Origin of the sequence: Microbacterium sp., from assembly GCF_031988965.1 — a bacterium.
Lineage (GTDB): Bacteria > Actinomycetota > Actinomycetes > Actinomycetales > Microbacteriaceae > Microbacterium.
In genome coordinates, this window is record NZ_DALZXX010000086.1 from 1 (window position 1) to 13,067 (window position 13,067).

Here is a 13,067-nt window from a genome sequence, read left to right on the forward strand (position 1 = left end):
CGAAGAAGCGGGTGCCGCCGAGAACCGATGTCGCGATCCCCTCGGCTGCGAGTGCCTGCTGAAGCACCGCGGACTGCGCATGGGCGCGGTACAGGACCGCCATGTCCGCGGGCGAGGCTCCGGCCTCGATGCGCGCGGAGACCGCGGCGGCGATCCCTGCCGCCTCGTCGTGCTCGCTGTCGTAGGCCGTGACGGTGGGAGCCTCGGCGTTGAAGGTCTCGCGCGCCGGCACCAGTTCGAGCGCTCCCGGCCGGTCGTGCATCAGGGCGTTGGCGGCCTCGAGGATCGGCGCCTGCGAGCGGTAGTTCGTCTCCAGCCGCACCACGGTGGCATCCGGATGGCGGCGCTCGAACTCCAGGAGGAAGCGCTGCTCCGCTCCGGCGAACGAGTAGATGGTCTGGCTCGCGTCGCCGACGACGCAGATGTCTCTGCGATCGCCGAGCCACAGCTCCAACAGGCGGTTCTGCAAGGGCGAGACGTCTTGGAACTCGTCGACGGTGAAGTGCCGGTACTGCTCGTGGACGGAGGCTGCGACGCGGGGCTCGGCCTCGAGCATGCCCGCACACGCGAGCAGCACGTCTTCGAAGTCGAGCTGGTGCCGCTCGTCCTTGAGCGCCTCGTACCGCTGCTGCAGTTCGACGAGCTGGGCCTGGTCGATCCCGGTCACGGTCCGACCGAGCGCCGCATGCTGGTCGATCGAGAGCATCGAGACCTTGCGCCACTCGATCTCCGAGGCGATGTCACGCAGCGTGGCCGTGCTCGGTCGCATCCGCATCGCGTCGGCGGCCTGACCCAGCATCCGGACCTTGTTGTCGATGATCGAGGGAGCCGGCGACCCGGCGAGCGTGGGCCAGAAGAAGTTCAGCTGCGCGAGCGCCGCCGCGTGGAATGTGCGCGCGGCGACCCCCTCGACTCCCAGCGCCCTGAGCCGCCCACGGAGTTCACCCGCGGCTTTGGCCGTGAACGTCACGGCCATCACCCGGGACGGCGAATACGCACCGGTGTCGACGCCGTGCGCGATGCGGTGCGTGATCACACGCGTCTTGCCCGTCCCTGCGCCGGCCAGCACGGCCACGGGCCCGCGCAGCACGGATGCCGCCTCCCGCTGCCGTTCGTCGAGCGCTTCGAGTGCGCTCACTCGCGATCCTCGAGCCACGCCACGATCAGGGCGCGCGCGATGGATGCCGCTCCGGGGAGCCCGACCGGCCCCTCGCCGGCGAGCGCGCTGGCGATCTCCGCCCGCGTGAACCAGCGGACGTCGATGATCTCCTCACCGTCCGCACGCACCTCGTCCACGTCGACGGCGACCGCGCGGAAACCCAGCATGAGCGAGCGCGGGAACGGCCACGGCTGAGAGGAGACGTAGTCGAGGGACGCGAGGCGCACTCCGGCCTCCTCCTCCAGCTCGCGGTGGACCGTCGACTCGAGCGACTCGCCGGCCTCCGTGAAACCCGCGAAGCACGAATACATGCGTCCGCCCCAGTTCGCGTTCGCTCCGAGAAGCAGCCGTTCGCCGTCCGGGCTCTCGACCGCGACGATGACCGCCGGGTCGGTGCGCGGGAAGTGCTCCTTGCCGCAGACGAGGCAATGCCGTGACCATCCCGCCTGCCTGACCTCGGTCCCGCCGCCGCAGGCGGGGCAGAACGGCGCATCGCGCAGCCATCCTGCGAGTGCGAGCGCTTCGATCAGCAGCTCCGTCTCACCGCCGGCGAGCCTCCCGCCGAGATCGCGGAGCCCGAGCCAGGTCTCGTCGGGCGTGGTGTCGACGGTGTCGGCCTCGGGCGCCAGGGCGGCGAGCAGTATCGCGGCACCCTGCGCGTCACGAGCGAGCAGCGCCCAGGTCGCGTCACGGATCTCGGAGGGCTCGACACGCAGCAGAGAGGCCTCGTCACTCTCGGCCCCGGCGACACGGACCCGCCCTTGACGGACGGCGATCACCGTGGTCGTGGGTACCGCACGGAGGCGATCGAGGATCCCCGGTTCGGTCCTCAGATCAGCGGCACGGTCGAGGGACGGGCGCATTGTGGTCATCGACTCCCTCTCTCACGGGCGTGGCGGAGGCGGGACCGCCCCCGAGCCGACCTACCCTGGGGGGATGGGACGCTCTCCTTTCACTCTAGCCGCGGCAGTGACGGCTGCACTGCCCGGAGCGGAGGTCACGGGTGCCCGCGCCCTGTCGTCCGATGCGGACGGTCGCTTCGACTCCGCCGTCGCCACGCTGGCCGACGGCCGCGAGCTCGCCATCCGGGTGGCCGACGACGATGAGTCCGCGCGCGAGCTGGCGGCCGAAGCCATCGCGCTGCGTGCTCTCACCGCCGGAGCCCGCGCGATGCTGCCTTTCCGCGCACCCGGGTATGTCGGCGAGACCCGGCTGGGAGACGCGCCGGCACTGGTCACCGAACTCCTCCCCGGGTTCCAGATCGACGCGGCGCTCGTGCCGGCCGGTCGTGGCGCCGCGGAATCGATGGGAACGGCGATTGCGGCCGTGCATGCCCTGCCTGTGTCCGTGGTCCGCAGTGCGGGCCTCATCGCACGGTCGGCGCAGGAGAGCCGCGACGAGCTGGCCCGGCTGATCGACACCGCCGCGGCGACGGGGCGTGTTCCTGCCCGTCTCACGGTCCGCTGGCGCGAGGCCGTCGACGACGACGACCTGTGGCGTTTCGAGTCGACCGTCGTCCTCGGCGGTGCGCAGGCGTCCTCGTTCGTGTTCGCCGACGAGACCGACCGCGGGCCGGAGGTCACCGGCATCCTGGGCTGGCACTCGCTGTCGGTCGGGGATCCCGCCATCGACCTGTCGTGGCTGTCCACGGCACCGGATGCCGCGGCCGATGTGCACGCCTCGTACGCACGGGCGGTCGATCGGGTCTCCGATCCTGCGCTCGAGATCCGGGCACGTCTGCTCGCCGAACTGGACTTCGCACGGTGGCTGGTGCATGGAGATTCCCTGCGACGCGTCGACATCGTGGATGACGCCGCCGCCCTGCTCCAGGCTCTCGCCGACGGACTGCACTCCGACGACCTGTCGGTCATCGCATCGCGCGATGCGGGCGTGGACTCGGCGATGGACGCTCTCGACCGGGTGCCCGCCGGTGCCGCGTCCGGGGTCGACACCTCGATGCAGACCGACGCATACAACCCGGAAGACCTCTGGCACACGTCCGATGACGAGAGGACCGGTGACATCACCGCCGCGACCGAGGCTGCCCGACGCGCCCAGGTCGGGGCGTTGGAGACCGAGGATCTCTCGGGGGTGCGAGACTCCCTCGAAGACCTCGACCCCGGCAGCACCGGTGATCAGGCGCCCATCGAGTCGACTCGACGCGAGGCAGACCCCGCGCCCGCGCCCGCGCCCGCCGACGATGATGACTCCGCATCCGGATCACCGGAGGACGAAGCTCAGCGCGCCGCCCGCGCGGCGCTCCAGCGCTGGAAGAGCTCGAGCTCGGAATAAACCCTGTCGCCTCGGATGACCAGGTCGTCGGCGACGTAGTACAGCGCGACGTCGATCTCCTCGAGCGGCACATCGAAGCGTCGGTGGTAGGCGAGTCGGTAGAGGGCCAGCTGCAGCATCCGCTCCTCACGCTCCTGCGGAGTGCGCGGCGCCTTGCCCGTCTTCCAGTCGACGATCTCGATGCGCCCGCCACGATCGTCCCGCCGGTAGACGGCGTCGAGCTTGCAGATGACGATGTTGCCCGCGTCAGGCGCGTCCGTCGCCGCGGCGTGTTCGAGCGACTCAGCGCTCGCGATACCGCTGCCGAGCGCGAAGTCGATCTCGATCTCGACCGCGATGGGTTGCAACCGCCCCCACTCGCTGCGCTCGAAGACCGCCTGCAGGGTCGACAGGTCTGCGGCATCCGCGGCAGATACGTCCGCGTCTGCAGCACCCCACGACACGTCGTCTTCGTCGAGCTCCCAGAGCGCCTCGTCGAGTCGCGCGCCGACTCCCACCAGTTCGCTGCGTCGCTCCACCCAGGCATGGAACAGCGTTCCCAGACGCGTCTGCCGATAGGGCCGCTCCGGCATCGGTCGCACGATCGACGAGAGCGTCCCGCTGAAGTCGGTGACGTAGTCCTTGAACCTCGATGCGGGAACCCGGGTCGGCGGCGGGGCCTCGACGCCTCGCAGACGTGCGGCCCGCTCGGCGAGCAGGCGTGCGAGCTCCGGGGTCGCGACAGGGTCCTGCGCCGCCGCCTCGCGGACAGCCTGTGCCGCGGTCTCGACGACCCCGCGGCGAGCGCCGAGCGGATCGAGCGGCCACGTCAGGGTCGACCCCGGGCCTTCATAGGGGTTGTCGTCGGGGTCGACCTCACCGATCTCCTCGAGTCCGCGGACCTCGATCGCCTCGACCAGGAAGGGGCTGGGCACTCGCGGCGACTTCTGCCCCGCCCAGTGCGCCCCCGTCAGCAGGAGGTCCGTGCGGGCGCGGGTCACTGCGACGTACGCCAGACGGCGCTCCTCCTGCTGCTGGTAGGCGCGATAGGCGTCCTTGAACCGCTTGAGCGCACCTCCCTGCGGGTTGGCCTTCGAGATCCCGCCGGAGAGGGAGGACTGCGCGAGGGTCTGCCGCTTCTTCGGATCGGCTTCGTCTCCGATCGCCGCGAGGGGATCCCACTCGAAGCGTGGCAGCGCGTCCCGGTCGCCGCGCAGCGCGAACGGCACGACGCCGAAGCCGAACCACCCCGAGGTGTCGGACACTCGACTGGGCAGTTCGTCGGACACCAGGCGCACGACCGCGACCGAGTCCCATTCGAGCCCCTTGGAGCCGTGAATCGTGAGCAGCTGCACCACTCCGGGTTCCGGGGGTTCCGGCCTCGGCATGAGCTCGTCGGTGCTCTCGGCCTTGTCGAGCCAGGCGAGGAGACTCGCGATCGTCCCGCGCTCGTCTGCGGCGAGGAACGCACGGACCTCGTCGGAGAATGCCCTCAGCTGGGTCGCCGCGATGCGGGCCGGTCCGCGCGTCTCGTTCGCGGCGAGCTCGATGTCGAGTCTGAGCTCGAGCTCGATGAGGCGGACCAGCTCGGGTATGGGTTGGGATGATGCACGACGCAGTCGCTCGAGCATCTCCCCCGCGGCACGGATCCGTGCTCTCCCGTCGGGCGTGATCCCCGCGATCAGGCGATAGTCGTCACGCACGGCTCGCACGACATCGACGGCGTCGATGATGGACACTGCCTCATCGGCTCCGCGCGATGATCTCAACCGCACCCGAACCTCGTCGGGAAGCGGCATCATGCCGGTGTCACGTTCGGAGAGCGTGCGCCCCAGGTCGTACAGGGCCGCCATGTCTGCGACCCCCACCGCGAATCGGGGCCCGGTGAGGAGACGGATCAACGCCGACCCCGCTGTGGGATCGTGCACCGCGCGCAGGGTCGACACCACGTCGACGACCTCCGGAGTGGCGAGCAGCCCTCCGAGACCCAGGATGCGGTGCGGGATGCCCTGTGCCGCCAGGGCGGCGGCGAAGGTCTGCATGTGCTTCTTCGAGCGGAACAGGATCGCGCCGGTGTGCGGCCGTCCGGCCGAGACGGCGTCATGGGCAGCACGTCGCTCAGCGAACCAGGTCGCCACGTCGTCGGCCTCGGCGTCTACCGTGAACGGGAAACGCACCTCGACCGCACCTTCCGAGGCGCCGGGTCTCGGCTCCAGCGGAGGCACGTCGAGACCGGGGCGCTGAAGGGGCACGAGCACGCGGTTGGCGACGTCGAGGATGCTGGTGTCGTTGCGCCAGCTGGTCATGAGGCTGTAGGTCTGCGCCCCCTCGGGCGCGGAGGTGAAGGCACCGGAGAACGCGTACAGGTTGTCGGCGCTCGCTCCGCGCCAGCCGTAGATCGACTGATGCGGGTCACCGACGGCCATGACCGCCGAATCGCGGAAGAGCTCCGCGAGGAACCTGGTCTGGATGACGGAGGTGTCCTGGTATTCGTCGAGCAGTACGACCCGGTGCTGCTCGCGCAGGTCGGACCGGACGTCCGGAGCGGATTCGACGATGTCGTAGGCCCCGCCGACCTGGTCCGCGAAGTCGAGCACTCCGCGGCGGCTCTTCTCGGCGATGTACTCGCGCACGAGGTGCGCCAGCGTGTCCAGACCGAGCAGATTGCCGGCCGCCTTGTCGACGTCTCCGTTGCTCCGATACGGCTCGAAGGCTTCGGCCTGATCGCGGGCGATGCGCACCGCGCGGTCGAGGTCGACGCGGTGATCGAGCACGTCGCCGGCCAGTCGCTGCACCGCATCGATCACGGTTCCCAGTGCGAAGTCGATCTCCTCGAGTTCCGGAAGGTCGGAGCGCAGCACGACCTCACGCGCCAGCATCCACGATGCGGCCTGGCTGAGCATCGCCACGTCGGAATCCCGTCCGATTCGCGCGGCGTGCTCCCGCACGATGCCGTCGGCGAAGGCGTTGTACGTCGAGACGCGCGGCCGGATCATCAGGTCCTCGGCCGCGCGAGGGGTCGCCGGATCCCATCCGGTGCCGTATCGCTCAGCGAGTTCGTCGAGCACGTGGCGACGCACGACGTCGCGCTGCCGGCCGACAGCGGCATCATCGACCCGGCGGAGCGCCCCGGATGCGACGATCTCGGGAAGGAACGGGAGGAGACCCCGCCGTCCATAGTCGTCGATGACGGCCAGGCGCGCGCCGATGCGCTCGGCGAGCTCCCCTGCGGCCTTGCGGGTGAAGGTCAGCCCGAGGATCTCATCGCGTCGGACATGGCCGTTGGCGACCAGCCAGACCACCCGCCCGGACATCGTCTCGGTCTTGCCGCTGCCGGCACCGGCGACGACGAGCGCGGGTGCCGGTGGTGCTTCGATCACACGCTGCTGCGCGGGAGTCGGAGACGGCTGCCCGAGCGCGGCGGCGACGTCCGTGGCCGAGATCCCGAGGGAGCCCGGCCAGCGATCGGGCACCTCGGGGGCGGGAGCAGTGCCTGTGGTCTCGGAGATGGTCATGAGCTCACCGCCGGAACAGTATGGATCCGGCACGGATTCACGCGCCGCTGCGTGTCCGCGCAGTGCGACTCCACCTGGGCCGTGAAGCTGGACGCCGACATGCCGCGCGCCGCCTCGCCCACTCGTCGGAGGAACGCGTCTCGAGAATCGGGTTCGAGAGTGTGCTGATGCGCGACCCGATAGTCGCTCTTCGAGAGGGTCTTCGAGACGATCACCAGGCGGGCGCCCGCGAGAGCATCGGCCGATGCGCCCGGCACGAGCCCCTGCTGCACCGCCACCTGATAGGCGGCGAGCTGTGCGTGCTCGACGACACCCGATTCGGACTCCGGATCCGTCTTGCCCGTCTTGAGATCGACCACGACGACGCGCTCCTTGTCGGCTCCCGCACCGTCGCCGCCGCTGATCGGCTGCCATCGCTGCCCACGGGCATGCGGATGGTCGCCCGCACCGGGCGGATAGATCTCGACGCGGTCGATGAATCCGTGGATGACGGCCTGATTCGCCGTGTCGTCGCCGACCGGTCGCACTCGGTTCTCGCCCGCGAGCTCGGCTTCTGCCTCGGAGACGTCGACAGCGAACCGGAACTCGACCTCGCTCGCCAGCTCGCGTCCCCCGTCGCGCCGCACATCGCCCAGATAGGTGTGCAACCGATCGATGAAGGTGTCGGCTCGGCGACGCTCCTTGCGACCGATCCACTCGGTCTCGAAGTCGAGTTCGGGCCAGTGCTCGGCGACGATCGCCCGCATCCGCTCGAGATCTCCGTCGGGGACCTTCTCCATCGCCTCGTGGACGATCGTTCCGATCCCCGCGGTCGGCGGCATGACGGTGTCGCCTCCCAACGCCGAGACTGCCCAGTTGAGCCCGCATTCCTCGAACGACTCCATCTTCGACGGAGACACCCGCGCACCCTCGGTCGCGAGATCGCGCAGCGCCGCATCCGTGGAGGGCGGCGTGACGCCGTACCAGTCGACGGGGTCGGCGCCGGGGACGCCCTCGCGCGCCAACACGGCGAGCTGCTCCGCGGCGTGTGCCCGCGCAGTCGGCGACTGAGCGGTCGTGAGCACGCGCCGATGACGGGCCACCAGCCCGCGCAGGGTCAGCGGATGGTCTGCAGAGGCGTGCTGCTCGGGCGGATCCGGCTGCGGAAGGAATGCGAAGAACGGGCTGGGGGTCATGTCGTCGTCATCGACCGCCGTGATGAGCAGGCGCCGTCGTGCCCGCGAGACCGCCCGCACGAAGAGTCTCAGTTCGTCGTGCAGTGCGGCTCGCCGTCGATCGAGGGCCGCAGGAGGATCTTCCGGCACACCCGTGCGGCGAGCCAGAAGGGCATCGGCGAGACGCCAGGTCTGCAGCATGCCGCCACGCAGACGGACGTTCGGCCAGACGCCGTCCTGCACCCCGGCCACCACGACGGCGTCGAACTCGGTGCCGAGTGCCGTCGCCGGCGTGAGCAGCGTCACTCGCCCCGGTCGGTCGGGGCTCGAGAGAGAGTCCTCGGGCACCTCGCTGTCGAGGACATCGCGGACGAAGACCTCGGGCCGCTCGTTCGGCGTGCGCTCGACGAAACGCTTCGCCGCGCCGAACAACGACACGAGCGCGTCCAGAGCCCTCGCCGTCTCGGCGCCGGTCGCCTGCAATGACATCTCGCGCCACGCGACCTGCAGCCGCCTGCCGTCGACGGCACGAGCCTCGTCCCACACCCGCCAGAGCAGGTCGTGGATCGTCTCCCCCGCATCTGCGGCCCGTGCCACGGCGGCGATGGTGTGCGCGAAACGCGCAGCGGTACGCGACTCCTGCGCGTCGATGAGCGTGAAGTGGTCAGGGCTGGCGAGCGCCTGACGCAGGAGTTCTCTGGCCGGGGTGGATCCGCCGTGCTCGAGCTCGATGTGCCGCAGTCGCGCGCGCAGCCGTCGGAGGGCGATCGCATCCATGCCGCCGAAAGGCGTCCGCAGTGCTTCCTCCCAGTCCTGAGACGTGCGCTCATCGGCGGGCGTCAGTGCCAGCCGGACGATCCCCACGATGTCACGGACGACCGATTCGCTGCCGAGCGGTCGCTGCACCCCCGCGGCGCGCGTCGGTATCTCCCGCGCCGCCAGCTCCGCCTCGAGCTGCGAGACCTGGCGGGTGTCGTGGGCGAGGACCGCCATCCGGGCCCACGGCACTCGGTCGGAGAGGTGCCATTCGCGCATGACGCCCGCGATGCGGTCGAGCTCCTCGTACGGCGAAGGAGCGAGGAAGGTCGCCACGCTCGCCTGGAGGTCATCGGCGTCGACCGCGACCGGAGCCCGCCGATGATCGACCCGACCCGACGCCCCGATCGCCTGCGTGAGAGTGCGGGTGAGCGCGGTGAGCGGTGACGACTGCCGATGGGGCTCATCGAGGACGTGGACGTCGCCGAGCGCGGTGGCCAGCTGCGCGAAGAGCTCGGGGCTGGCACCACGGAACGCACCGGAGGAGATGTCGGGGTCGCCGAAGGCGAGCACGGCGATCCCGCGCTCGCGGAGGGCTCGGACGATCGCGATACCGCCCCTGGTGAGTTCTTGCGCGTCGTCGAACAGCACGATCTTCAGATCGGCGAGAACTCCGAGGGCGCTGTCGTCTGCGCTCCGCAGCACCTCGCACGCTTCGGCGAGCAGATCGGCGGCATCGCGATGCGCAGCGCGCGCCTGATCGAGGATCGACCGGTACTCCACCAGGAAGTCGGCCACGGCCGACCATGCGGGGTCGCCCGCGCTGCGCAGCTCATCCGGACGCACGCCGAGCTCGGTGCACTCGGCGATGAAGGCGCGCAACTCGGAGCGGAATCCCTTGGATGCGCGCACTGCAGGGCTGAGCGCATCGGGCCAGGCGATGACCGAGTCTTCGGCGTCTCCCTCGAGCAGGTCGGCGATCAGGCGGTCCTGGTCGGCCCCCGTGAGCAGGGCGGGCGGGTCTTCACCGTCTCGCACCATCGCGCCTCGAACGACCTGGAACGCGAAGGACCCGAGCGATCGTGCGAGCGGACCCGGAGTCGCCTGCGCGGTGCGCACGCCGATGCGATCGCGCAGCGCCGTCGCCGCCTGCCTGCTCGGGGTCAGCACGAGGACCTCTTCTGGCCGGAGGCCCGCGACATCGAGCAGGTGCACGACCCGCTCCGTGAGAGTGCGCGTCTTACCGGTTCCCGGTCCACCGATGATGATCCCGGATGCCGAGTCGTCAGCGCCGATCACGGCTCTCTGGGCGGCATCCTGCATCATGCCCTCCACGCTACTGCGACGGACGGACATCGCCGGATCCGGACGTCGGACGACCGCCCCCGCCCGCGTCGTCTCCGTGTGCGCTCAGGGCGAAACCGGGGTCTCGTCCCGATCTCGCCCACGGCCCCCGGGGTAGAGTTGGGCGCAGCGGTCACCGCTCTCGGTCGACCCAGCACTGCATCGTCTACGGGACAAACACAGGAGTACGCGTGGAAATCCGCATCGGCATCATCAACACCGGCCGCGAGCTCAGCTTCGAGACCGCAGCGACCGCGGACGAGGTCCGCACCCAGGTCTCCACAGCGCTCGAGCAGAACACCTCGCACCTCAACTTCGCCGATGTGAAGGGCAACTCCTACGTCGTCCCCACCGCGAACCTGGCCTACATCGAGCTCGGCACTGAAGAGTCGCGTCGAGTCGGCTTCTTCGCCTGACCCGACCATGTACATCCTCCTCGCGCTGATCGGCGCGTGCGCGCTCGGCATCGCCGTCCACTTCGCGATCGGGGGCCGTGAGCTCCGCGGAGTGGCGGTGACCCCGGCCATCGCGACCGCAGCGGCCGCGGTCCTCTACACCGGACTGCAGTGGCTCGGCGTGGGCGAGGACAGCATCTGGCTGTGGCTCACGAGCATCCTCGGCGCCGTCGTCATCGCCGCGGGGGCGACCGTCGCCATCGTCGCGTTGCGACGCCGCTCCGATGCATCCGAGAAGGCAGCTCTCGGGATCTGAATCCGGCTCCCCTCAGGAGGCGAGGCCCATCGCATCCATGCGACGGGCGTGCGCGCCCATGAGCTCGGTGTACACGAGCTCCACGCGATCCTCGCTCATCGCGGCGAGCTCGGGCTGTCGGAGCGCCGATCGGCAGACGAGGATCGTGTCGCCGACCAGACGACGGGCCCACATAGAGAGCAGCGAGCGCCATTCTCCGTCGCCGTCGATCGTCTCCTGGATGATCGCGACGATCTCGTGGCGCGCGTCGTCCTCGCTCAGGATCGCGGCCACCTTCTCACCGACGTCTCCGTAGCTCGAGGCGAGCGCGAAGTAGAAGTCGTCGAGCATGCCGGCCGTGATGTACACCGCGAGAAGCGTCTCGCGCGGACGTGCACCGATGGTCTTGCGTCGGAAGGCGTCGAGATTCTCGCGGAACGGGAGCATGAGCTGAGTCGGATCGTCGCCGCGCTCGGCGATCAGATCGACGATCGCGCGATGCTTCGTGAGAGCCGCACCGGCCGCACGCGACAGCGATTCCTTCTCGGAGAGTTCGGGAGTCGCCCGGATCAGCCGCGTGAGAGTCTCGAAGTACCCCAGCTGCAGATACGCGGCCTGACCGAGGAACCGGTTGAGCTCGGGCGCCAGCTCGGCGAAGTCGACGCGCGTCGCGGTGCCCTGCTCGCCGCGACTGCGCAACGTCAGGGTGCGCCGCGGCGTCCTCCGCTTCCAGAACCAGTTGACCACGGGGTTCACAATACCCGGGACGGACGGCTCCTCCGGGCGTCTTCGACCCTCTCGGGTAGGCTGTCCCTGTCCCCGCCGTCGGAGCGGGGCCCGCGCCTGTGGCACATGAGACGGCGTGGATCCGTGAAACAGGGCGATCCTCGTAGGTCGCCGGACAGGCATCTGAACATTGACAACCTTCGCTGATCTCGGAATCGATCAGGACATCGTCGACGCACTCGCCTCCAAGGGCATCGTCGACGCGTTCCCCATTCAGGAGCAGACCATCCCCCTCGGCCTTCCCGGTCAGGACATCATCGGCCAGGCCAAGACCGGAACCGGTAAGACCTTCGGCTTCGGCATCCCCGTCGTGCAGCGCCTGGGTCTGAACCCGGAGCACGGGGTCAAGGCGCTCATCGTCGTACCCACGCGCGAGCTCGCGGTGCAGGTGTACGAGGACATCGATCTGCTCACCAGCAACCGCTCGACCAGCGTCGTCGCGATCTACGGCGGCAAGGCGTACGAGGGTCAGATCGACCAGCTCAAGGCCGGCGCGCAGATCGTCGTCGGAACCCCCGGCCGTCTGATCGACCTGGCCGGCCAGCGTCTGCTCGACCTCTCGAACGCCACCGAGGTGGTTCTCGACGAGGCCGACAAGATGCTCGATCTCGGATTCCTCGCCGACATCGAGAAGATCTTCCAGCGGGTGCCCGACGTCCGCCACACGCAGCTGTTCTCAGCGACGATGCCCGGCCCGATCGTCGCGCTCGCACGTCGGTTCATGTCGAACCCGATCCACATCCGTGCGAACGACCCCGACGAGGGGCTCACCCAGGCGAATATCAAGCACCTCGTCTACCGCGCCCACTCGCTCGACAAGGACGAGATCATCGCGCGCATCCTGCAGGCCGAAGGCCGCGGCAAGACCGTGATCTTCACGCGCACCAAGCGTGCGGCGCAGCGTCTCGTCGACGAGCTCGGCGACCGCGGCTTCAACGTCGGTGGAGTCCACGGAGACATGGGGCAGGATCAGCGTGAGCGCTCGATGGCCGCGTTCAAGGCCGGCAAGAAGGACGTGCTCGTCGCGACCGACGTCGCCGCCCGAGGCATCGACGTCGACGATGTGACCCACGTCATCAACCACACGATTCCCGACGAGGACAAGACGTACCTGCACCGCGCGGGCCGCACGGGTCGCGCCGGCAAGACCGGTATCGCCGTGACGTTCGTCGACTGGGAAGACCTGCACAAGTGGGCTCTCATCAACCGTGCTCTCGAGTTCGGCCAGCCCGAGCCCGTCGAGACCTACTCGTCGAGCCCGCATCTCTTCGAGGACCTCGACATCCCCGCGGGCACCAAGGGCCGCCTCGTGAGCGCCCCCAAGGCCGAGAAGCCGGCACGCGCCCCGCGCCCGGAGCGTGCCGCCGATGTGGCGGCCGAGGGAACCGGCGA

At 69.7% G+C, this 13,067-nt stretch carries 9 protein-coding genes; 4 read left to right on the forward strand and 5 right to left on the reverse strand.

Annotated elements, in window-relative coordinates; genetic code table 11:
* Both RTM68_RS12985 and nudC read right to left on the reverse strand, forming a co-directional pair.
* Positions 1-1,138 (reverse strand): ATP-dependent helicase (locus RTM68_RS12985; protein ID WP_312171544.1); only part of this gene is annotated, 1,138 nt, incomplete at its 3' end.
* On the reverse strand, positions 1,135-2,031 hold the full coding sequence (gene nudC, locus RTM68_RS12990) for an NAD(+) diphosphatase (RefSeq protein WP_312171546.1): 897 nt from the start codon (positions 2,029-2,031) through the stop codon (positions 1,135-1,137). The genes RTM68_RS12985 and nudC, both read right to left, overlap by 4 nt.
* A gap of 64 nt (positions 2,032-2,095) precedes the next feature.
* Between nudC and RTM68_RS12995 the strand changes: the two genes are divergently transcribed.
* On the forward strand, positions 2,096-3,451 hold the full coding sequence (locus RTM68_RS12995) for a phosphotransferase (protein ID WP_312171548.1): 1,356 nt from the start codon (positions 2,096-2,098) through the stop codon (positions 3,449-3,451).
* On the opposite strand, the gene RTM68_RS13000 is transcribed toward RTM68_RS12995, so the two are convergent.
* Together RTM68_RS13000 and RTM68_RS13005 are read right to left on the reverse strand one after the other, a co-directional pair.
* On the reverse strand, positions 3,397-6,945 hold the full coding sequence (locus RTM68_RS13000; RefSeq protein ID WP_312171550.1) for an ATP-dependent DNA helicase: 3,549 nt from the start codon (positions 6,943-6,945) through the stop codon (positions 3,397-3,399). The genes RTM68_RS12995 and RTM68_RS13000 overlap by 55 nt on opposite strands.
* Entirely contained in the window at positions 6,942-10,181 is a 3,240-nt protein-coding gene (locus RTM68_RS13005; RefSeq protein WP_312171552.1) for an ATP-dependent DNA helicase, read from the reverse strand. The genes RTM68_RS13000 and RTM68_RS13005 overlap by 4 nt, the downstream gene beginning before the upstream one ends.
* 209 nt (positions 10,182-10,390) lie before the next feature.
* Here RTM68_RS13005 and RTM68_RS13010 point away from each other — a divergent pair, with 209 nt between their 5' ends.
* Both RTM68_RS13010 and RTM68_RS13015 read left to right on the forward strand, forming a co-directional pair.
* Positions 10,391-10,615: a DUF3107 domain-containing protein gene (locus RTM68_RS13010; protein ID WP_194764715.1), complete on the forward strand. Its 225-nt coding sequence runs from the start codon at positions 10,391-10,393 to the stop codon at positions 10,613-10,615.
* 7 nt (positions 10,616-10,622) lie between these two features.
* Complete coding sequence (locus RTM68_RS13015; protein ID WP_312171556.1) at positions 10,623-10,910, forward strand: hypothetical protein; 288 nt, start codon at positions 10,623-10,625, stop codon at positions 10,908-10,910.
* A gap of 12 nt (positions 10,911-10,922) precedes the next feature.
* Here RTM68_RS13015 and RTM68_RS13020 read toward each other — a convergent pair whose 3' ends face one another.
* Positions 10,923-11,636 (reverse strand): ferritin-like fold-containing protein, encoded by a 714-nt coding sequence (locus tag RTM68_RS13020; RefSeq protein WP_312171558.1) that lies wholly within the window; start codon positions 11,634-11,636, stop codon positions 10,923-10,925.
* A gap of 169 nt (positions 11,637-11,805) precedes the next feature.
* Between RTM68_RS13020 and RTM68_RS13025 the strand changes: the two genes are divergently transcribed.
* Positions 11,806-13,067 (forward strand): DEAD/DEAH box helicase (locus RTM68_RS13025; RefSeq protein ID WP_312171561.1); only part of this gene is annotated, 1,262 nt, incomplete at its 3' end.